Below are 20,674 nucleotides of genomic sequence, written 5' to 3'. Positions count from 1 at the left end.
TTAGTCCTCCCCATTTACCAAATCATCAATATCATAGTCTGCTTTTCCTGTTCGAATGTTATAGGCTTCTAAAATCGGATAAACGTAAATTTTACCGTCACCATCTTCTCCGGTTTGGGCAGAATCTATAATTTTCTTAATCGTTAGCTCAACCAGATAATCTGAAAGGACAATCTCTAATTTCACTTTTGGACGAAGAGTTACTTTATAATTTTTCCCGCGATAGACTCCCTGACTGTCTTTCTGTTTTCCTCTTCCGACTACCTGGGATACAGTAAACCCTGTAATTCCTATCTTTTTTAACCCTTTAATCGTTTCAGTTAGCTTTTCAGGCCTTACAATTGCTTCGATTTTTTTCATTTAAACCACCTTTTATATATGGTAAATTTTCTGACGCTATATGATAACCATTGCTTCTTAAATCTTTTATGCTCACTTGTGAACAAGCCCTTTTAAAAAGCGGGGGATTTCATCTCCAGCACCTGTATTCAAAGTCACCAGTTTGTGAACTAAAATGTTTTAACTGACAAAGCATCGATATGCCCTGCTTAATTGCTTAATAAGAAGCACCTTTTTGGATTTCAAAAAATGTCTTTCTCTTTAAATTTATCTTATCACTTTACTATTAATCTGAATAATATAACTTTTTTATAAAATCAATCTAATTTTAAGATCATTCATATTGTGCAGTTACTAATAACTTGAATACTTAAATAATATAAAATGATATTCAACTATCCTGCTCGTTAATTGAACAAGATCCAAATGATATAAAAATTCAGGCTAACCAAGTTTTTAAATATGTGATCATAACGGACATTATATCGAAAAACCCATTAGAGCATGTAAGTATACCTAGACAGCAAAAGGAAATGATCAATGACGAAAATGAAGTTGATGAGTGGAATTACTGAAAAAGGGATGAGATAAAACAGTTCCTAACAATCACGAAACAAAAATTAGCGTTCCTTGATTATGTACTATTTCATGGGATGATATAGACTTTGAGGCTGGTTCTATTCGCTTTACAAAGACACTATTTCATAACAATGGGGAGTTTATCTTTCAAACGTCTAAAACAAAGGAATCTAGGCGTTTAATTAATTTAGACACTAAAGAATATCCTTACTCAAAAAGTGGCGTATACGGCAAATAGAAGCGGATTTAGCTAATGTGAATAAAGATGATGGTAATAAAATGGTTTTTACACGGGGTGACGGCACTCCGCTCCGCTTAACTTATCTAAATGAGAATCTCAATATTGTAATCAAGAAACACTAACTTCACAGAATTACTATTCATAGGTTACGTCATACACACGCTTCCCTTCTTTTCGAAGCTAGAGCAAGTATAAAAGGGGTGACGGAGCGTTTGGGTCACTCTGATATACAAATGACAATGAACATTTATACACACGTAACAGGCACACCAAAAGAGCAAACTGCACAAAAATCCCAAAAATACCTTGAACTATGATTTGCGGGGATCAGAAGTGACCACAACCTTTTTCGCACATAAAAAAAGAACCCCAACCAAATCGGTTGAGAGCCTTGAAACGTAATAAAATTAACGTTTTGAGAACTGAGGTGCACGACGCGTGCCCTTAAGACCGTATTTTTTACGTTCTTTTATTTATATATTAAATATGAAGAAATTAGGAATAAAATGATTTACTGAAAGCCTGATTTATCGGGATCTTTTTCTGTTTAATAAAAATTTGATAATATACTCTTATATCTGTTTGTTGGTCAGAATGTGGTCAAAAATAACCCTTACTTATTCAACTAAAGCTACACCCCATCACAATAATTGAAGAAAATACTCTATATTATACATAATAGTTACACTTAGCATTAGAAAAATAAGTGTAGTAACATGTTGTTTTGAGTTCTTCAGGTAATTCCACTCCAGAATAGACTGAAAACCCAATAATAATATTAAATAGAGAATCCAATACCACTTCATAACATTTATGTCCTTTGTAATAACAAACGGAAGAGTGCATAAAAAGATAACCAAAATAATACCTCTTCCCCATCGGTCTACTTTTTTACCAGAAGTTTCGGAAATCTTTTTCTTTTCAACACCAAGTAATTTATTTATTATTATTTCTAATAAGAACCCCAAAATAATAAGAACAATAATAAAAGGAACAATCATTAAAATCAAAAATCCCACAACTAATCCCCCATTTATATGTATGTTATCTTTATTATTCCATAATATTTCCAATTATCTTGTTTAACTAATCTGCATCTTTACTTTAAGTATAAATTTTACAATCTCCTTGAAAAATTTGCTTAGAAATCTAATTTTCTTCAAAAGAGTTGGTCCACAATCTGGCCCTTTAGTTGAATAAAACTTCTGTAATTATTCCTTATTTTAATTTTAAAAACGGCTTATCGAGGTTCGATAAGCCACTTCTATACATATTGTATTATTTTGATAATGCGATTTTTATATGGGCTAAGTGATGCTCTTCGTGCCAAGCTAATTTTGCAACTTTTGTTGCAACTGTTATTTTACCGTTTATCTGGTGAGTAAAAGCTCGATCTAATTGCTCTTCAGTTAAACTATGTCCTAAAGATACGATGCGCTCATTTATACCTTCTAACATTTTAATAGAACTTTCTACAGGAAGCTTTGTATCCGGTTGAATAGCCCACTTTTCTTCATCAAAGGCTGGTACTGTTGGATTATCATCTGTTAAAGCCAGCTTCAAACGTTGATACATGTTCAACTGAGAATCTGCAATGTGATGAACAAGTTGACGAACTGTCCAGCTACCTTCACGATAAGTTCTGCTTAATTCCTCATCACTTAATGAGTCGACAGTTTCTCTTAATCGAATCGTGTAAGTTTCGATTTCCTTTAGCGATTCTCGAATATTTTCTAATGTCACTTTTTCAGAAACTTGCAGTTTTCCAATCGGGTATCTTACATCCATTTTCAATCCCCTTTTCCCTATTCGTTATTTCTTTACTTATTTATTATTACATAAATGAATATGTACGAATCACTCCATCAATCTGTTCAAAATGCTGTAAATCATGATCCATTATGTATTTCGGTATTAACGTTTAAAATCCTTCTATAAATCCTACATAAAAAAGCGTAAGCGCCTGCTTAGCCCCGACGAGAAGGCGTTTTTCGCCTTCGTAGGAGAAGGAGAAGTGACTCGAGGGGCTGGGCGCTGAAGCTAGGCACTGTTCAAAAACTTATACTTTCCGCTTATTCATTAAATGGACAAAAAAATCACCCTAAGCTATGACAGGCCAATAGGGTGATTGACCGCTCTTCAGCGATCTAAAATAATTAAGTTTTGTACTAATCAGTATATAAACAATAAATAGCTTTAAGTGTATTACTTATTTGAATTAGTTAGAATATAATAATTTATTTAGATTATAAACATCAATATCTGATGAAATTGAGCCTTGTCACTGGTGGTCGTGATCGAAATAGGTCTTAAACGTTATTAATACAAGGTTTTCTATGAGTGATGTGTAAAATTAGTTAGTAGTGTAAATCTTTGAAGCAGATGAATTGTTACTCACCTGCTTTTTTCAGCCATTAGATTAATACAGATTAAAGGTGAAAATTTTAGTGATTACTTCTTTAAAATAAAATCATTTTAATACTTTATTTCGAGCTTCACCCTGTCAAAGGCGTGTCGTTGATTCTTATAAGTTACCAACAGTAGCTGCAAATCCCTTTATATAAAAGGATTTGCACTTTTTAACTCAATTAATACTAAGTAATTATCATCGATTATTTTTAATTGCATGCCATCATTCATGCCACGGGGATGCCACCGCTGTTAAACATTTTGTCGATTAGGAACAATCTAGTATGCCTATTTTATGTTGAAGCAAATATTGAATAAGTAGTAAGTGAATATATTAAATATGGTTTATGTGAAAAATGAGCGAACTTATTAGATAGAACCCAGCCCTCTTTTTGATGAAGGCTGGGTTAATTATAGAAGTTAAAATAAGAATTACTAGTTACTCAACTTTCGCACCGTTGCGTTTCCATAAGGGATTTCACATGCTTACCCTTGGTTGGACAGATGGTGCCACATTTATCCCTATTGAATTTTCTTTACTTAGTTCAAAGAAAAGCCAGATTAATGGAATATCCAAAACGCAACATAAAATTCACGTCTAGCTTTTGCGGTTCATTTTATATCTGCCCCACCTCACGTTTAAAGAGGTTCGGATATGCTAGTACCTAGGGTTACATAATTATAAAATTTTGGGATTAAATTACATACTAGCCACCTCTTTAGCAAAGTCTTTTTCAAGGTACTTCGCTTCTGCTTTAATTGCTTGAATCATATAATCTAAATTCGTTTCATTACCAAATACATCTTCGAAAGTATTACCTTTCTTCAATTCTTGTATGGAAATGTTATAAATGGTTTCATTCTTTTGTTCCTGTGATAGATAACGCATATTATTGTCTGCTATCTCTTTAGCACGGGAATCAAATACCAACTTTCTTAGTTTGAGCACTGATCCGTGCCTTCTTCCACGCCGGCATGGCGGGACTGGACGGCGAAAAGATGTCCAAGTCCCTGGGCAATCAGGTGCTGGTGTCCCAATTGCTGGGCCTACCGGCTCACCTCTATTCCGTCGGCCACCCTCAGCTCGGCTCCGTCGATGCCGTCAACGACGTTTTCCACCAAGCTCAGGTCCTCCCCTGCATCAATCCTGATGCCGTTGGCGGTCTGTCGAATAACGTTGGACTCAATCATGATGCCTGAGGGGATTCCTGTGCCCCGTCCGTCAGTACCGCGATCCTCATTGAGCCGGATGGCCCAGAACCCGTCAGTCCCTCCAGTGATGTGGTTACCGCGCAACTCGGTACCCGGCCCATTGCGGACCTCGATGCCGGCCTTTGAATCCTCCCCGGCGGTGATCCTGTTATCCTCAATGAGCGTGTCAGGAGTTCCCAGGATGACGAGGACTCCCTGACGGTTTCCAATCAGGTCGTTGGAGTGCACCCAGTTTCCAGGTCCTGAGGCATCGTGCTTGTTCTTGGCCCCGCCGGAATTGCCCAGCGCGATGCCTGCCCGATGCCCGCCGATGACCGTGTTATCTCGGACCTCGTTCAGGTATTCACCCTCGCCGTGCAGGTCGATGGCGTCGAGGTGGCTGCCGACGATTGTGTTCTCCGCCACGAGATTGTTGTGCGTGGGGAACTGCAGTAAAATAGCGTGCCGCAGATGCCTGCCATCGAAGGTATTGCCGATGACGACGTTGTGCCGGGAATCGTTGGCGGCATCCGGGTCGTGCTGGTCCACTGAGCCCTCGATAGCGATGCCGTAGCCCTGTCCGCCGGGACCGACGGCAGTTGCCTCACTGACATAGTTTCCAGAGAGGGTCACCTCACGGCTGGCCTTGACAGAGATGCCGTGACGCTCGAACCTGCGGATGCTCAGGTTCTCCACCAGGACCCGGGAGCTGCCCTGCCCTTCATGGGCTCCGAGGTAGATTCCATACATCGGGCCGCCACCCGCGTCGCCGTCGTCGGGGTCGGGGTCGTCGCCGAGTGGACCCTCATGACGGGAAGTGATGGTGAAGTCAGCGACGATGACGTCGTGGACACCGGAGCCGCGGATCACCCGGCTGTCATTCTCGCCGTCGAGGGAGGTCAGCAGCACGGTGCTCTCCTGGCCCTCGCCGCGCAGGTCCACGCCGCTGTGCAACACGATGTTTGCCGACTCGTCGGCCGGGTCAGTGGAGCGCAGGTCATACGTGCCAGCCGGCAGCAAGACCTCGTCACCCGGTACGGCCGCGTCCAGGGCCGCCCGGATAGCTGCTGCGTCGTCGTCCGAGTCCCGATCCGGATCTGCCCCAAAGTCCGTAACATTCAGGGTCTTGCCCGTGACCGGACCCGGTGTCGGTACCTCAATCGGCTTGCCGGACCTGTCCACCAAGCCAGGGAGCTGCCAGTCGCCTTGCTCGGACGGAGCAGGTTCCACGGCTTTATCACTCTCGGACGGTGCGGGTTCTACGGCTTCATCGCTCTCGACCGGTCCGTCGGATTCCTCAACAGTGCATGCGGTCAAGAAGAACACCAGGCCAAGGGCCACCCACCACGAATACGTCGGACCTCGCCGGATGTTCCGAACGGATCTCTTCATCAAACTTCTCACGTCCTTCCTTGACTCTTTTCGTCCCTTTCATCGCCCATGGAGGCGACGAGAAAAGCGGTGAGCTCACGCGCTCACCGCCTTCGGGATGCCCCGACGCCCCTAACGGGTCGCCGACATCATCCCATGGCCAGGGGCCTACCGATTAGAGTTCCCCTTGCCATTGCTATTTTCATTGGCTGTTGCCATTGTTGTTGCCTTGGCCATTGCCTTTGTTATTGCCTTTGTTGTTGCCCTTACCGTTATCCTTGTTGAGTTTGAAGTTCAACGGGATGTCTTTTTCCAACGGAGTGTCTGCCGAGGAACCACCGACATGCACGCGGTACTTTCCGTCAACAGTGGCCCACTCGCCGTCAGCCCAGTTCGCCAGGTTGTCCGGCTCTTCCGGAATGAAATAGGAGAACGGGTGGTTAGAGTCAGCCTGGTTAATTCGCACAGTCACCTGTTGGCTTTCACCTGGCTCAAGGTCAACCTTCTCAAAGTTAACAAGACGCTTAGTCGGCTGACCTGCCTCGTTTGGTAGAGTCAGATAGACCTGTGCAGCTTCTTTACCAGCAACGTCACCTGTGTTCTTGATCGTGAAGGACACATCAATACCAGTCGACGATCCTTTATCTTGGACCTTCTTCACTTTAAGTTTGTCATATTCGAAAGTCGTGTACGACAAGCCGTAACCGAATGGGAAGACCGGCTTCACGTTGTTTGCCTCGTACCAGCGGTAGCCCATCTCAAGGCCCTCTGTGTACTGGGCAATTAGTTGCTTGGAACCGTTACCGTACGCGCCAGGGCCACCTGGTTTGCCAGTATCTTGACGAGTTCCAGGGTACTGCACTTCAGTCGCGAATGCGGCCTCACGCTCAGTGGCACCGAACGTCACCGGCAGCTTACCAGAAGGATTGACCTTACCATAAAGCAGGTTAGCAACGGCATTGCCATCCTCCATACCTGGGTACCACGCCTGAAGAACTGCAGGTACTTCATCCAACCATGGCATTAGCGACGTACCAGAAGTCTTCAATACCACAACAGTGTTCTCCGCGTTAGCTTCCATAACCGCATCGATCACCGGCTCCTGCTCAGCCAAGCCCGTTTCGAGGTTCAAGGCTGGGAATCCGAGGGTATCACGGTCCACCGTCTCATGTGGATTGTCTCCGATCATAAGAAGCACGACGTCGGACTCAGCGGCAAGCTTAGCAGCGGCTTTCGGGTCACTGCCATCGTTGTACTTCACTTCAGTGTTATAGCCAAGTTCTTTAATAACATTCTCTAAGCCTTCTTGTGGTGTGACCGTATATGGAGTCACTACATAATCATTGTCGTCACGAACAGAGCGAGGTGACATCTTTGCCGAACCAGCGAACGTCTCAATGCCGATCAACGCGATCGACTTTGGCTCGCCGTCCAGTGGCAGGAAGCCGTTGTCGTTCTTCAACAGCACGGAGCCTTCCTCGGCCATCTTCCGTGCGCTAGCGCCGTTGAGCATCGGATCAACGATCTCCGGCATAAATTTGTCGTAAGGCTCGTCCATGTGGCCAAACTCGATCATCTTGATGTAACGCGGACGAAGTAAATTGTCGATGTCGTCCTCGGTCACCTGACCTGAGTCGAGAGCCTCTTGGATCTTCTCTTGAGTGTAGTACTGTGGTGCCCAGTCAAGCTCGACATTCGTACCAGCTTTGATAGCAGCTACTGTGTCATGAATCGCGCGACGGTCACTCATGACGTAACCGTCAAAGCCCCAGTTTTTACGCAGGGCATCTTGAAGAAGTTCAGAACTGTCACATGCATAAGTTCCGTTAACATCCGGGAACGAACACATCACGGAGGCTGGATTAGCATCTCTGACGGTCATCTCAAATGGCAACATGTACAACTCGTTCATGGCATTTGAGGGAACCTGGACACCCATCGTCCAACGCTCAGTTTCCTGTTCGTTTCCTGCCATGTGCTTGAGCTGGACCTGGACTCCCTGGTCCTGGATGCCCTTTGTTTGCTCAATCGCAAGGATACCTGTCAGATACGGGTCCTCACTGAAGTACTCATAGTTCCGGCCACCGTACGGGTGACGAATGAGGTTCATACCTGGTCCGAGAAACACGTGATGCGCGAAAGCTCGTGTCTCCTCACCAAGGATTCGGCCGGCCTCATAGTTTAGCTCGCGGTCAAATGTAGCAGCCATAGCCGGAGTGGACGGTAGACCTGTAGCTAACGGGTCATTACCACACGATCCGCCCTTAACGCCTGTACCACCGTTGGTCATGCGGATTGTGGGGATGCCCAGATCCTCAATCCCATGGATCTGCCGACCAGTGTCCTGCCACTCACATCCTGGTAGGGTACCCTCAGGCGCGAATACGCCGTTCTGGTACTTGCTGCTACCTTTTTTGTTGATTACAACCGTCTCACCGGTGTCATTCTCATTGAATCGCGAGATAGCGATCTGCTGCATCTTCTGTTCCATCGTCATCTCATCGAGAAGCAGCTTCGGTGCGCTCCTCAGCAGACAGCTTGGTGTTCATCCAAGGGCTGTTCCCTTCCGTTCCACCGTTCATCGCATTAGCAGGAACTACTAACGTAGACATGAAGATCGTTGCTGTCAAAAAAATTGAACTAATTCGTTTTATCATCTTAGTCTCTCCCTTACTATCTATGCTGTCTATGTATTGAAATAATTCGTTTTATCTCTCCCTTCTATCTATTTGTCAATTAGTATAGTCACTAAACTAATTATTTGTCTATTAGTCTAATGAACGGTTAATTACAGAAATGGAACAAAAAACCACGATATTAGTAATACTACTAAAGTCCTCAGAGCGGTATTCAAACACTGTAGCAAGCAATGATTTTCCAAATAAACAATCAAAATAAATAAATTTAAATGAGCATTGTACTTCAGTATTCTAAATATACTGAAACAGGATGGAAGAACTTTTATTTATCAAATAAGCATCGTTACTATGATATTTGGAAATCCAATCGAAGGTGGCATGTAATGATTGAAGTATTCGACCAGTGGTTTTTAAATCATTCTAAAACCATAAAGACAAGCACCAAGAAAAGTATAGAATCAAAATTCAATAAGCACATACTTCCCCTCTTCGGTAAATTGAAAATGAAGGAGATTACCAGACCATATTTCCAAAAAATGATAAATGAAGTAGCTCAATTGATAACATCTGTTAATGATATAAAAATTCAAGCAAACCAAGTTTTTAAATATGCTTTAAAGATGGACATTATTTCAAAGAATCCGTTGGAGCATGTAAGTATACCTAGACAGCAAAAGGAATTGATCAGTGAGGAACATGAGGCAGTTGAGCGGAATTATTGGAAAAAGGATGAGATAAAAAAATTCCTAGTAATAACGAAACAAGAACTATCGCTTCGTGATCACGTACTTTTTCACCTTTTAATGTATACTGAAACACGTAAAGGGGAAACATTAGCTCTTACTTGGGATGATATAGACTTTGAGGCTGATTCCATCCGCTTTACAAAAACACTTTTTCACAACAAGGGTGAATTTAGCTTTCAAACGTCTAAAACGAAGGAATCTAGACGTTTAATCAGTTTAGATAGTAGACTATCTTTACTCAAAAAGTGGCGTATACGGCAAATAGAAGCGAATTTAGCTAATGAGAATACTTCAGATAAAAATAAGATGATTTTCACACGGGATGACAGTTCTCCGCTTCGCTTAGCCTATCTAATTGAAAAGCTCGATATTGTAATTGAGAGACATAAGCTTCACAGAATTACTATTCATGGCTTACGTCATACACATGCTTCACTGTTATTTGAAGCTGGACCAAGTATAAAAGAGGTTTAGGAGCGGTTGGGTCACTCTGATATACAAATGACAATGAACATTTATACACACATAACAGGCACACTAAAAGAGCAAACTGCACAAAAATCCCAAAAATACCTTGAACTATGATTTGTGGGGATCAGAAGTGACAAAAACCTTTTTCGCACATAAAAAAAGACCCCCAACCAAATCGGTTGAGAGCCTTGAAACGTAATAAAATTAACGTTTTGAGAACTGAGGTGCACGACGCGCGCCTTTAAGACCGTATTTTTTACGTTCTTTCATACGTGGGTCACGAGTTAGTAATCCAGCAGTTTTAAGAGCCGGACGGAATTCTGGATCTACTTGAAGCAACGCACGTGCAATACCGTGACGGATTGCGCCAGCTTGACCAGTGTATCCACCACCGTTAACATTTACAAGAATGTCATAAGTTCCAGTAGTTTCAGTCGCAACTAGTGGTTGGTTAACAACTTCACGTAGTGCTGCAAATGGGATGTATTCATTAATTTCACGACCGTTAATAACGACGCGACCTTCGCCTGGTACTAAACGTACACGAGCTACTGAGCTCTTACGGCGACCAGTACCATAATATTGAACTTGTGCCAAGATAGTAACCTCCTTAATAATTATCCGCGTAATTCGTATACTTCAGGTTGTTGAGCTTGATGTTGATGCTCAGACCCTGCATATACGTGTAGTTTTTTGAATATTTGACGACCTAGAGAATTCTTTGGAAGCATACCTTTGATAGCAAGTTCAAGCATTCTCACAGGATAGTTTGTACGCATCTCAAGAGCAGTTCTTGATTTAAGACCACCTGGATGCATAGTATGACGGTAGTAAATTTTGTCATTTAACTTGTTCCCAGTTAAATGAATTTTCTCTGCATTAATTAAAATTACATGATCGCCAGTATCAACGTTCGGTGTAAATGTTGGTTTGTTTTTGCCACGTAAAATGGATGCTACTTCAGTAGATAGACGACCTAAAGTTTTACCTTCAGCATCGATTACATACCATTTACGTTCAACTTCATTAGCTTTTGCCATAAATGTCGTACGCATGATTACCCTCCTAGAAATTGTTTCACATTATATTTATTTTCAATCACAATAAACTTTCCGGGGCTTATCGTGGGATTAAAATACATACCATATTATATTATATGCTTCCACTTCCATTGTCAAGTTAATGTTACACCAGGTTTAGTTGTCTTAAGAAAAACTTTTATTTCCATCACCATAATGGACGTGCCATAAATATAATCCCTGTGCAGGTGCGGTTTTTCCAGCCAATCCACGAGTCTTTTTTTCAAGAATCATTGGAATTTCTTCAGCTTTTCTTTTTCCATTACCAACTTCTAAAAGTGTTCCAACTAGAATTCGGACCATATTATACAGAAATCCCGTGCCAACAAAACGGAAAACAAGCAAATCGCCTTCTTCATAAAAATCAATCTCATGAAGGGTCCGTACCTTATCTTTAACGTCTGTATTAGCAGCACAAAAACTAGAAAAGTCATGGGTGCCAATCAAATAAGAAATCGCCTGTCGAATGGAGGCTTCATTTAACGCGTACGGAAAGTGGGACACATAATGACGACGAAACGGATCCTTATGATGACTACGGCTGATAAAATACCGATACTCCTTGCCTTCTGCATCAAAGCGGGCATGAAAATCAGTAGAAGCTACTGATGAATGCAGCACAACAATATCATCAGGGAGTAAGGCATTAAGCCCACGCTCCCATTTTTCAGCTGGAAATGTATACGGAGAATCGAAGTGTATAACCTGCCCTTTCGCATGGACACCAGAATCCGTCCTTCCTGAAGCAGTCACTCTTACATACTCGCCTTTATGCATTTTAGTAAGCGCCTTTTCAAGTTCACTTTGAACCGTTCGTTTACCGGGTTGTACTTGATAGCCAGCAAATAGGCTACCATCGTAAGTAATCGTACATTTATACCTTTGCATGTTCTACCCTCTTCATGAACGTAATAAAACTAACAAGATTGTCAATACTACTAACGACAGCATCAATAATGTATCGACTGTTTGCCATTTTAACTGGCGATATTTCGTCCGTCCCTCACCACCGCGGTAGCCACGAGCTTCCATTGCAATCGCAAGCTCCTCGGCCCGCTTAAATGCACTCACAAACAATGGAACTAATAATGGGACAATCGCTTTAAACCGCTCTTTTAAAGGGCCAGAAGAGAAGTCAACGCCTCTTGCCATTTGTGCCTTCATAATCTTATCTGTCTCTTCCATCAAAGTCGGAATGAACCGTAGCGCAATCGACATCATTAGCGACAATTCATGTACGGGTAGCTTCCACTTTTTAAAAGGATGCAGAAGTGTCTCCATCCCATCTGTTATGGAGATTGGGTTCGTTGTTAACGTTAGTAATGAAGTGACAAGTATCAAAAACGTAAATCGGAGTGAAATGAAAAGACCTTGCCTCAAGCCCCCATCATAAATCTCTAACCAACCGAAATTGAACACCACTTCTCCTTCTTTAGTAAACAGAATATGCAGGACAAATGTAAACACAATTAGAAATAAAATCGGCTTTAAGCCGTTATATAAAAAACGAATGGGTATTTTTGAAAGGATCAGCAAAATAAATGTAAACAGACCAATCAATCCATAGGATATCACATTGTTCGCCAAAAAAATGATACACACAAATAAAAAAACAAGAAGTAGCTTTGAACGCGGGTCCATCTTATGGACCGTAGAATCAACAGGAACATATCTACCGAGAATCATTTTATCAAGCATTATCGACTCCCCCGTTCCATTGCCTTTTTAACTTCAATAGCCAGATCCTCAATCGATAAACAAGGGCGATCAAAACGAACACCCAACTCTTTTTGTAGCTTCAATTGAAATCGAACTGTGTCTGGAACATCCAGACCTAACTCAAGGAGCTGTTCCGGTTGTGAAAAGATATCAAATGGAGCCCCTTTTTTAAATACAGTACCTTGGTGCATAATGATGATTTCATCTGCATAGCGAGCTGCATCCTCCATACTGTGGGTAACAAGTATTGTTGAAATTCCTCTTTCTTTATGGAGCTGGTAGAACATGTCCATAATCTCCATCCTACCACGGGGATCTAGCCCTGCTGTCGGCTCATCTAAGACAAGAACATCCGGCTCCATTGCGAGAACACCTGCAATCGCCACTCTGCGCATTTGACCACCTGATAAGTCAAATGGGGATTTCTCAAGAATCTCTTCAGCCATGCCCACCTGTTTTAACGCTTTTCTCGCACGAACCTTTGCATCTTTCTCTGAAACCCCAAAATTCATAGGGCCAAAGCAAATGTCCTTTTCAACCGTTTCTTCGAATAACTGGTGCTCGGGAAACTGAAATACAATCCCTACGCTTCTCCTGATTGCACGAAGATGCTTTTCCTTACGACCGGACTCAATTGTACGATCGCCAATCATGATGGAGCCCTTTGTAGGCTTCAGCAATGCGTTTAAATGTTGAAGCAATGTCGATTTCCCTGAACCTGTATGTCCAATAATTGCCGTATACGTTCCTGAATCAATGTCCATATTCACATCATGTAATGCTAAATGTTCGAACGGTGTGTTTATTTGGTATCGATATTCTACATCTTTGAGTGTAATTCGCATAGTTCTCTCACCAACTCTTCCTCTGTCAAATGGCTTTTTATTAATCCAATTCCACGTTCTTTTAATTCTTTACTTAATTTGACGGAAAAAGGGATATCAAGACCTAGCGCTATTAACTCACTTTCCATTTGAAAAATATCCGTTGGTATTCCTTCGCGATAAAGCTTCCCTTCATTCATCACAATCATTCGGTCAGCCTTCGCAGCTTCCTCAAGATCATGGGTAATGGAGATAACCGTTAAAAGATTCTCTTCTTTCAGTTCTCTCACGGTTTCTAGTACTTCTTCCCTACCTCTTGGATCAAGCATAGAAGTCGCTTCATCTAAAATTATCAGATCTGGCTGCAAAGCAAGAACACCTGCAATCGCCACTCTCTGCTTTTGACCCCCTGATAGATGGTGCGGCTCTTGATTGAGAAAGCTACCCATTTTCACTTTGTTTAAGGCATTTTGCACCCTTTGAACCATTTCTGTTCGCGCAATACCTGCATTTTCCAAACCAAAAGCCACATCATCCTGCACAGTAGCTCCGACAAATTGATTATCTGGATTTTGAAAAACCATCCCAATTTTGCTCCGAGCTTCCCAAACTGTCTCTTCAGTCAATTCGCTTCCGTCGACAAGAATAGTCCCTGCCTGAGGAAATTGAAGACCATTAAGAAGCTTTGCAAGTGTTGACTTACCAGAACCGTTATGACCTACAATCGCAAGCCACTCACCTTCGTATATATCAAAAGAAACAAGATCTACTGCATTTCTTGTTTGACCTTCATATTTGAAAACGACATTTTCCAATGAAACGAGTTTCTTCCCCATTGTGCTCTCTCCTATCCTCAGCTATCCTCTTCTTATCTTATCTCAGCTCATATTGAAATGAAACCTTATATATTTTGGGATAAAAAAAAACGCTGCACCCCTTCCACCGAAATGTTTCGGTAAATTAAGGGCAGCTTTTCCTAAATACTCATTTCGATAAATGAGTATATTCTTATTACGCTTTCACATAAGCGGGAAGGGGTACTTGAGCTAGACGTGAAGGTAACAGCATTCTGCATACCAGCCATCGTAACACTCAAATAGCGATTTCTTGTATGACTTTTCTAGTTGTATATAAAAGAAAAGGACGAAGAACAAGTCTTTGTTCAACTGTCCTAAGCCCTCATCAAAGCTGTTATTAAACTAACTCGATAACTACGATTGGTGCAGCGTCTCCGCGACGTGGACCCATTTTCAAAATACGAGTATAACCGCCTTGACGTTCTTCGTAACGAGGAGCGATGTCACTGAATAATTTTTGAAGAGCATCTTGCCCGCTTTCAGCGTTAGCCACTTCTTTACGGATGAAGCTAGCTGCTTGACGACGAGCGTGTAAGTCACCACGTTTACCAAGAGTAATCATTTTTTCAACAACAGAACGGATTTCTTTAGCACGCGCTTCTGTAGTTTCGATACGCTCATGAATGATAAGATCAGTAGCTAAATCACGAAGTAATGCTTTACGTTGAGCGCTAGTGCGTCCTAACTTTCTGTAACCCATTTAGAGATTCCCTCCTTCTATAGAAGTTAAATATTCATTGTTCGAGGCTTACAGTAAAATGCCTAGTTTAGCTTAGCCAACTAGTCATCAGTCATCTTTACGAAGACCTAAGCCTAATTCTTCAAGTTTCGCTTTCACTTCTTCAAGTGATTTGCGTCCTAAATTTCGTACTTTCATCATGTCTTCTTCCGTTTTGTGAGCAAGCTCTTGAACGGTATTAATTCCAGCACGTTTCAGGCAGTTATAAGAACGAACAGAAAGATCTAGTTCCTCGATAGTCATCTCAAGAACTTTTTCTTTTTGGTCTTCTTCTTTTTCTACCATAATTTCAGCATTTTGAGCTTCATCAGTTAAACCAACGAAAATATTCAAATGCTCTGTTAAAATCTTAGCCCCAAGAGCAACTGCCTCTTGTGGTCCATTGCTTCCATCTGTCCAAACGTCAAACGTTAATTTGTCATAGTTAGTCATCTGGCCTACACGAGTATTTTCAACTTGGTAGGAAACACGAGCTACAGGAGTATAGATCGAATCGATTGGAATCACACCAATTGGCTGGTCTTCTCTTTTGTTCTGATCAGCAGGAGTATATCCACGGCCGCGACGAGCCATTAAACGCATACGCATATGGCCATTTTTCCCAATAGTAGCAATGTGTAAATCCGGATTAAGGATTTCCACGTCACTGTCATGAGTGATATCAGCAGCTGTAACAACTCCCTCACCCTGCACATCAATTTCAAGCGTCTTTTCTTCATCGGAATAAATCTTTAGAGCAAGCTTTTTCACATTAAGAATGATAGAAGTTACATCTTCTACGACGCCTTCAATTGTTGAGAACTCATGCAGCACTCCATCAATTTGTATAGATGTGACAGCAGCACCTGGGAGTGAGGATAAAAGAATACGACGTAAGGAGTTACCCAAAGTTGTTCCATATCCACGCTCAAGTGGCTCTACGACGAACTTGCCATACTTGGCGTCATCGCTGATTTCAACCGTTTCGATTTTTGGTTTTTCTATTTCGATCATTTAACAAACCCTCCTTCAAAACGTCGAAACCCCGGTTAGTAAGTATCCGAACTTATAACCGAAATTCCCCATGTATACGTTCCCGCTTGTGAGCAACAACTGAATTAATCATTCTGTTAGAACGCAAACTTAGTATTATGTCCCATTATAGACATGAATACAAAATTTATACAGAAAAATTAAACACGGCGACGTTTTGGTGGACGGCATCCGTTATGAGGAACTGGAGTTACGTCTTTAATTGCAGTTACTTCTAGTCCAGCAGCTTGAAGTGCACGAATTGCAGCTTCACGTCCAGCACCTGGTCCTTTTACAGTAACTTCAAGAGTTTTCATACCATGTTCGATTGATGTTTTTGCAGCAGTTTCAGCAGCCATTTGAGCAGCGAATGGAGTCGATTTACGTGATCCACGGAAACCTAGTGCTCCAGCACTTGACCATGAAATTGCGTTACCATGTGAATCTGTGATAGTAACAATCGTATTATTGAAAGTAGAACGAATATGCGCGATACCTGTTTCTATATTCTTTTTCACACGACGTTTACGTGTATTAGTTTTACGTGCCATGAAATGTAACCTCCTTTACTGATTATTTTTTCTTGTTAGCTACTGTACGACGAGGTCCTTTACGCGTACGAGCGTTGTTTTTTGTATTTTGTCCGCGAACTGGAAGACCACGACGGTGGCGTAAACCACGGTAGCTACCAATTTCCATTAGACGTTTGATATTTAGAGAAATTTCACGACGAAGGTCACCTTCTACTTTTAAAGCATCGATGATTTCACGGATTTTGTTTAATTCATCTTCCGTTAAGTCGCGAGTACGAGTTTGTTCAGAAATACCAGCATCTGCAAGAATTTTAATCGCAGTTTGTTTTCCAATACCGAAAATATATGTTAAAGAAATGACAATACGTTTGTCACGGGGAATATCAACACCAGCAATACGTGCCATTGATGTGTGCACCTCCTTCTATATTAGCCTTGTTTTTGTTTATGTTTAGGGTTTTCGCAAATAACCATAACTTTACCTTTTCTGCGGATAACTTTACACTTTTCGCAGATTGGCTTTACAGATGGTCTGACTTTCATTGCTATCTAACCTCCTTATACAGATCGGAGCGTAACCAGATTATTTAAATCGGTATGTGATTCTGCCGCGAGTTAGATCATACGGGGAAAGCTCAACCGTAACTTTATCTCCAGGCAAAATGCGAATAAAGTGCATACGAATTTTACCGGATACATGAGCTAAAACAGTATGACCATTTTCTAATTCTACCTTAAACATTGCATTTGGCAAAGTCTCTTGTACTGTGCCTTCTACTTCAATTACATCGTCTTTCGCCATTAAGTGATTCTCCCTTCTCTATGCATGGACCCATTTAGCAAATGAACAATATCACCTTTGTAATACATTGTCAATGAAGACAAAGATCCGTGGGAAATATAGCTCTCTCCAAAAATGGTTCACATCTTTCCGTCAACTTTACTTTCGTCCATCATCCTCTAAAGTCTTCACATCTCTGCTTTTTCAGATTGCGCCTTTAAACACGGGCGTAACCGTACCAGGCTTCTACCGATAACCAAGTTTTAGGCGGATCGGTTTGAGGAATATTTGGCCCTCATGTAAGTCTTGACCGATTATGTGGCCTCCATACTCTCTACTGAAAGAGAAGCTTCCAGCCTTAACATAGGTTTGAATAGCATGGGAGATGTTTGAAAGACGCACAAGTTACGCGCTTCTTTAAAACTCTCTATATAATGACTCTAGCTTCTTTAAAGAGTCGTTTTATTTCTCTAAAACCTTATCGCAGAGTTGACAGCAGCTTATTGATATCTTCAAAAACAATATTAATATCCTGTTGACCGTTAATGTTGCGTACATAACCCTTCACTTCATAGAAGTCAAGAAGTGGTTGTGTTTGCTTAAGATTTACGTCCAGACGATTCTGAACCGTTTCTTCATTGTCATCAGCACGTTGATATAGCTCTCCGCCGCAACGGTCACATACATCATTAACTGCAGGAGGATTGAAAACAAGGTGATAAGTAGCACCGCAAGATTTGCAAATGCGTCGCCCAGTCAATCTTTCCATTAAGATGCTTTTATCAACATCGATATTAATTACATATTGTAATTGTCGATCCAAGTCTGAAAGAATCTTTTCAAGCGCTTCTGCTTGAGCTACAGTTCTAGGAAAACCGTCAAGCAAGAAACCTTGACTGCAATCATCTTGACTTAATCGCTCACGAACAATACCGATTGTTACTTCATCAGGAACTAACTCGCCTTTATCCATGAATGATTTAGCTTGTAAACCAAGTTCCGTGCTATCTTTGATAGCTGCTCGGAACATATCTCCAGTTGAGATATGAGGGATGTTATACTTTTCGACGATTCTTTCGGCTTGAGTACCTTTTCCGGCACCCGGAAGACCCATTAACACTAAATTCACGTTTTGTTCCCCCTCAAACTCCATAATGGATTTTAGGGAACATCATTGTCCCCAAAACTCCATTACTTTATAAATCCTTTATAATGACGCTTTACTAACTGTGATTCAAGTTGCTTCATCGTATCAAGTGCAACACCGACAACGATTAAGATACTCGTTCCACCAATTTGTGCCGAGGCCGGCAAGTTAGCAAGTTGTATGAATATCACTGGCATTATCGCAATAGCTGCTAAAAATAGCGAGCCTACGAAAGTCAAGCGATATAACACACTTGTCACATAATCTTGCGTCGCTTTTCCTGGTCGGATACCTGGTACATAGCCACCCTGTTTCTTCAGATTATCTGCCATTTGTTCAGGATTAACTTGAATAAATGCATAAAAATAAGAAAATGCAATGATAAGAGCCACGTAGATGACCATACCAATCGGGTGTTCATAAGTTAGATTATTAGCTATCCATTCTGTAACCTTATTCGAGCCAAAGAATGAAGCGATTGTTGTCGGCGTAACAAGAAATGCCATGGCAAAGATTACAGGTATAACACCTGCAGCATTTACTTTTAACGGTAAGTGTGTAGATTGCCCTCCCGCTGGTGTACGACCAGCAGCCGCACGCTTAGCGTATTGGATCGGAATTTTACGTAGTGCTTGTTGGATAAAGATAACAGCAACTACAACTGCTAACACTGCAATTAAAAGTAAAACAACTGTAATAATCCTCAAGAAGAGTTGGTCTCCCGCATCTTCAAATTGCTGAGCAAAAATCTGGTTTGCAGTCGTCGGCATACCTGCAACGATACCAGCAAAGATGATAATGGAAATTCCGTTACCAACTCCTTTGGACGTAATCAGTTCTCCTAACCACAAGAGAAAAGCCGTACCAGCAGTTAATACTAGTGCAATAAGCAGATAAGTACTAACACCAGCGTTTTTGATAAGCATTCCATTAGACATATTGTTAAAGCCATAAGACATACCAAGTGCTTGGATAAATCCAAGTACAATAGTGAAATAACGGGTAAACTGAGCTAACTTACGACGTCCAGCTTCTCCTTGTTTGGACCACTCAGTGAACTTTGGAACAACATCCATCTGTAAAAGTTGGATAATGATCGAAGCCGTAATATACGGCATAATTCCCATAGCCAAGATAGAGAAGTTTTGGAGTGCCCCACCACCAAAAGTGTTAAGAACACCAAATACGCTTAGCTGATCTTGTGCCTTTAGCACATCGGCATTCACATTCGGTACGGGTATAAATGTACCGATGCGATAGACGATGAGCATTAAAAGGGTAAACATAATTTTGTTTCTTATATCAGCCACGCGCATAAAGTTGGAAATCGTTTGAAACATTAGATCACCTCAGTTGTACCGCCAGCTGCTTCAATAGCTTCTTTTGCAGTAGAGGAGAATTTATGAGCTTTAACAGTAAGCTTTTTCTCAACATTGCCTTTAGCAAGAATTTTAATTCCTGCTTTTTCTTTACTTACAATACCTGTCTCAATTAATAGAGCAGGTGTTACCTCAGTACCATCCTCGAAGCGGTTTAATACTTCAAGATTTACGATAGCATAGTCTTTACGGTTAATGTTCGTAAACCCGCGTTTAGGCAAACGTCTGAATAAAGGAGTTTGACCACCTTCGAATCCAGGACGTACTCCGCCACCAGAACGAGCATTTTGACCTTTATGGCCTTTACCTGCTGTTTTACCGTTGCCAGAACCAATACCGCGACCTTTACGTTTACGCTCTTTACGAGCACCTTCTGCAGCTTTTAATTCATGAAGTTTCATTGTTGTTGGCACCTCCTTGTTAAGTGGTAGTTATTTTATTGTTCGTTTACAGTAACAAGATGAGCAACTTTGTTAATCATACCGCGAATCGCAGGGTTATCATCATGAACAACTGTTTGATGCATTTTGCGTAAACCCAGAGTGTTAACTGTAACGCGTTGGTCATCCGGACGACCAATCAAGCTGCGAGTGAGGGTAATTTCTAATTTATTTGCCAT

General features: G+C 41.6%; 26 protein-coding genes and 1 pseudogene. 2 read left to right on the top strand and 25 right to left on the bottom strand.

Annotated features, from left to right (window positions below):
* Positions 1-360: a P-II family nitrogen regulator gene (locus JNUCC23_RS00885; protein ID WP_454213782.1), complete on the bottom strand. Its 360-nt coding sequence runs from the start codon at positions 358-360 to the stop codon at positions 1-3.
* 930 nt (positions 361-1,290) lie between these two features.
* Between JNUCC23_RS00885 and JNUCC23_RS00880 the strand changes: the two genes are divergently transcribed.
* Complete coding sequence (locus JNUCC23_RS00880) at positions 1,291-1,476, top strand: tyrosine-type recombinase/integrase (RefSeq protein WP_454215944.1); 186 nt, start codon at positions 1,291-1,293, stop codon at positions 1,474-1,476.
* Between the two features lie 90 nt (positions 1,477-1,566).
* Here the strand turns inward: JNUCC23_RS00880 and rpsI (JNUCC23_RS00875) are convergent, their stop codons facing one another.
* The 7 genes from rpsI (JNUCC23_RS00875) to JNUCC23_RS00845 all read right to left on the bottom strand — a co-directional run bounded on the left by rpsI (JNUCC23_RS00875) (position 1,567) and on the right by JNUCC23_RS00845 (position 8,787).
* Positions 1,567-1,632, bottom strand: coding sequence for a 30S ribosomal protein S9 (gene rpsI, locus JNUCC23_RS00875; protein ID WP_454215942.1), 66 nt, complete (start codon positions 1,630-1,632; stop codon positions 1,567-1,569).
* A 168-nt stretch (positions 1,633-1,800) separates the two neighbouring features.
* Entirely contained in the window at positions 1,801-2,178 is a 378-nt protein-coding gene (locus JNUCC23_RS00870; protein ID WP_403077998.1) for a DUF4181 domain-containing protein, read from the bottom strand.
* A gap of 259 nt (positions 2,179-2,437) precedes the next feature.
* Positions 2,438-2,947 carry a YfiT family bacillithiol transferase gene (locus JNUCC23_RS00865; protein WP_454213780.1) on the bottom strand — a complete coding sequence of 170 codons (510 nt, stop codon included), beginning with the start codon at positions 2,945-2,947 and terminating at the stop codon, positions 2,438-2,440.
* 1,321 nt (positions 2,948-4,268) lie between these two features.
* Positions 4,269-4,517 carry a hypothetical protein gene (locus tag JNUCC23_RS00860; RefSeq protein ID WP_454213778.1) on the bottom strand — a complete coding sequence of 83 codons (249 nt, stop codon included), beginning with the start codon at positions 4,515-4,517 and terminating at the stop codon, positions 4,269-4,271.
* Between the two features lie 98 nt (positions 4,518-4,615).
* Positions 4,616-6,151 (bottom strand): right-handed parallel beta-helix repeat-containing protein, encoded by a 1,536-nt coding sequence (locus JNUCC23_RS00855; RefSeq protein WP_454215940.1) that lies wholly within the window; start codon positions 6,149-6,151, stop codon positions 4,616-4,618.
* A gap of 181 nt (positions 6,152-6,332) precedes the next feature.
* A complete protein-coding gene (locus JNUCC23_RS00850; protein ID WP_454213777.1) occupies positions 6,333-8,621 on the bottom strand; it encodes a beta-glucosidase in 2,289 nt (762 codons plus the stop codon).
* A 7-nt stretch (positions 8,622-8,628) separates the two neighbouring features.
* Entirely contained in the window at positions 8,629-8,787 is a 159-nt protein-coding gene (locus JNUCC23_RS00845) for a hypothetical protein (protein WP_454213775.1), read from the bottom strand.
* 365 nt (positions 8,788-9,152) lie between these two features.
* On the opposite strand from JNUCC23_RS00845, the gene JNUCC23_RS00840 reads away from it, so the two are divergent.
* Positions 9,153-9,989 (top strand): tyrosine-type recombinase/integrase, encoded by an 837-nt coding sequence (locus JNUCC23_RS00840; protein WP_454213773.1) that lies wholly within the window; start codon positions 9,153-9,155, stop codon positions 9,987-9,989.
* Between the two features lie 201 nt (positions 9,990-10,190).
* Here the strand turns inward: JNUCC23_RS00840 and rpsI (JNUCC23_RS00835) are convergent, their stop codons facing one another.
* The 17 genes and pseudogenes from rpsI (JNUCC23_RS00835) to rpmD all read right to left on the bottom strand — a co-directional run bounded on the left by rpsI (JNUCC23_RS00835) (position 10,191) and on the right by rpmD (position 20,674).
* The gene (gene rpsI, locus JNUCC23_RS00835) at positions 10,191-10,583 is read right to left on the bottom strand and encodes a 30S ribosomal protein S9 (protein WP_062187222.1); all 393 of its coding nucleotides are present in this window, start codon (positions 10,581-10,583) and stop codon (positions 10,191-10,193) included.
* Between the two features lie 20 nt (positions 10,584-10,603).
* Complete coding sequence (rplM, locus tag JNUCC23_RS00830; protein ID WP_062187221.1) at positions 10,604-11,041, bottom strand: 50S ribosomal protein L13; 438 nt, start codon at positions 11,039-11,041, stop codon at positions 10,604-10,606.
* A 150-nt stretch (positions 11,042-11,191) separates the two neighbouring features.
* Positions 11,192-11,953 (bottom strand): tRNA pseudouridine(38-40) synthase TruA, encoded by a 762-nt coding sequence (gene truA, locus JNUCC23_RS00825; RefSeq protein WP_454213771.1) that lies wholly within the window; start codon positions 11,951-11,953, stop codon positions 11,192-11,194.
* Positions 11,954-11,965: 12 nt separating this feature from the next.
* On the bottom strand, positions 11,966-12,763 hold the full coding sequence (locus JNUCC23_RS00820; RefSeq protein ID WP_062187217.1) for an energy-coupling factor transporter transmembrane component T family protein: 798 nt from the start codon (positions 12,761-12,763) through the stop codon (positions 11,966-11,968).
* Positions 12,763-13,629 carry an energy-coupling factor ABC transporter ATP-binding protein gene (locus JNUCC23_RS00815; protein WP_454213769.1) on the bottom strand — a complete coding sequence of 289 codons (867 nt, stop codon included), beginning with the start codon at positions 13,627-13,629 and terminating at the stop codon, positions 12,763-12,765. The genes JNUCC23_RS00820 and JNUCC23_RS00815 overlap by 1 nt, the downstream gene beginning before the upstream one ends.
* Positions 13,605-14,444 carry an energy-coupling factor ABC transporter ATP-binding protein gene (locus tag JNUCC23_RS00810; protein ID WP_403077976.1) on the bottom strand — a complete coding sequence of 280 codons (840 nt, stop codon included), beginning with the start codon at positions 14,442-14,444 and terminating at the stop codon, positions 13,605-13,607. Before JNUCC23_RS00810 ends, JNUCC23_RS00815 begins: the two co-directional genes overlap by 25 nt.
* A 358-nt stretch (positions 14,445-14,802) precedes the next feature.
* Complete coding sequence (gene rplQ / locus JNUCC23_RS00805) at positions 14,803-15,165, bottom strand: 50S ribosomal protein L17 (RefSeq protein ID WP_049679561.1); 363 nt, start codon at positions 15,163-15,165, stop codon at positions 14,803-14,805.
* A gap of 87 nt (positions 15,166-15,252) precedes the next feature.
* Positions 15,253-16,197: a DNA-directed RNA polymerase subunit alpha gene (locus JNUCC23_RS00800; protein ID WP_062187211.1), complete on the bottom strand. Its 945-nt coding sequence runs from the start codon at positions 16,195-16,197 to the stop codon at positions 15,253-15,255.
* A 179-nt stretch (positions 16,198-16,376) separates the two neighbouring features.
* Positions 16,377-16,766, bottom strand: a complete 390-nt coding sequence (gene rpsK, locus JNUCC23_RS00795) for a 30S ribosomal protein S11 (RefSeq protein WP_028390438.1) — start codon at positions 16,764-16,766, stop codon at positions 16,377-16,379.
* A gap of 22 nt (positions 16,767-16,788) precedes the next feature.
* Positions 16,789-17,154 (bottom strand): 30S ribosomal protein S13, encoded by a 366-nt coding sequence (gene rpsM / locus JNUCC23_RS00790; RefSeq protein ID WP_049679559.1) that lies wholly within the window; start codon positions 17,152-17,154, stop codon positions 16,789-16,791.
* A gap of 23 nt (positions 17,155-17,177) precedes the next feature.
* Complete coding sequence (gene rpmJ, locus JNUCC23_RS00785) at positions 17,178-17,291, bottom strand: 50S ribosomal protein L36 (RefSeq protein ID WP_003156543.1); 114 nt, start codon at positions 17,289-17,291, stop codon at positions 17,178-17,180.
* Between the two features lie 40 nt (positions 17,292-17,331).
* Positions 17,332-17,550 (bottom strand): translation initiation factor IF-1, encoded by a 219-nt coding sequence (gene infA / locus JNUCC23_RS00780; RefSeq protein WP_028390440.1) that lies wholly within the window; start codon positions 17,548-17,550, stop codon positions 17,332-17,334.
* Between the two features lie 244 nt (positions 17,551-17,794).
* Positions 17,795-17,928, bottom strand: a pseudogene (locus tag JNUCC23_RS00775) (type I methionyl aminopeptidase); the annotation flags it as partial.
* Between the two features lie 79 nt (positions 17,929-18,007).
* Positions 18,008-18,658, bottom strand: coding sequence for an adenylate kinase (locus JNUCC23_RS00770; protein WP_062187209.1), 651 nt, complete (start codon positions 18,656-18,658; stop codon positions 18,008-18,010).
* A gap of 62 nt (positions 18,659-18,720) precedes the next feature.
* Positions 18,721-20,016 (bottom strand): preprotein translocase subunit SecY, encoded by a 1,296-nt coding sequence (gene secY / locus JNUCC23_RS00765; protein WP_062187207.1) that lies wholly within the window; start codon positions 20,014-20,016, stop codon positions 18,721-18,723.
* A complete protein-coding gene (rplO, locus tag JNUCC23_RS00760; RefSeq protein ID WP_028390443.1) occupies positions 20,016-20,456 on the bottom strand; it encodes a 50S ribosomal protein L15 in 441 nt (146 codons plus the stop codon). Before rplO ends, secY begins: the two co-directional genes overlap by 1 nt.
* Positions 20,457-20,491: 35 nt before the next feature.
* On the bottom strand, positions 20,492-20,674 hold the full coding sequence (gene rpmD, locus JNUCC23_RS00755) for a 50S ribosomal protein L30 (protein ID WP_062187205.1): 183 nt from the start codon (positions 20,672-20,674) through the stop codon (positions 20,492-20,494).

It is taken from the genome of Peribacillus sp. JNUCC 23 (assembly GCF_053653995.1).
Note: the sequence above shows the minus strand (reverse complement) of the source record. Positions and strands in the feature narration are given on the sequence as shown.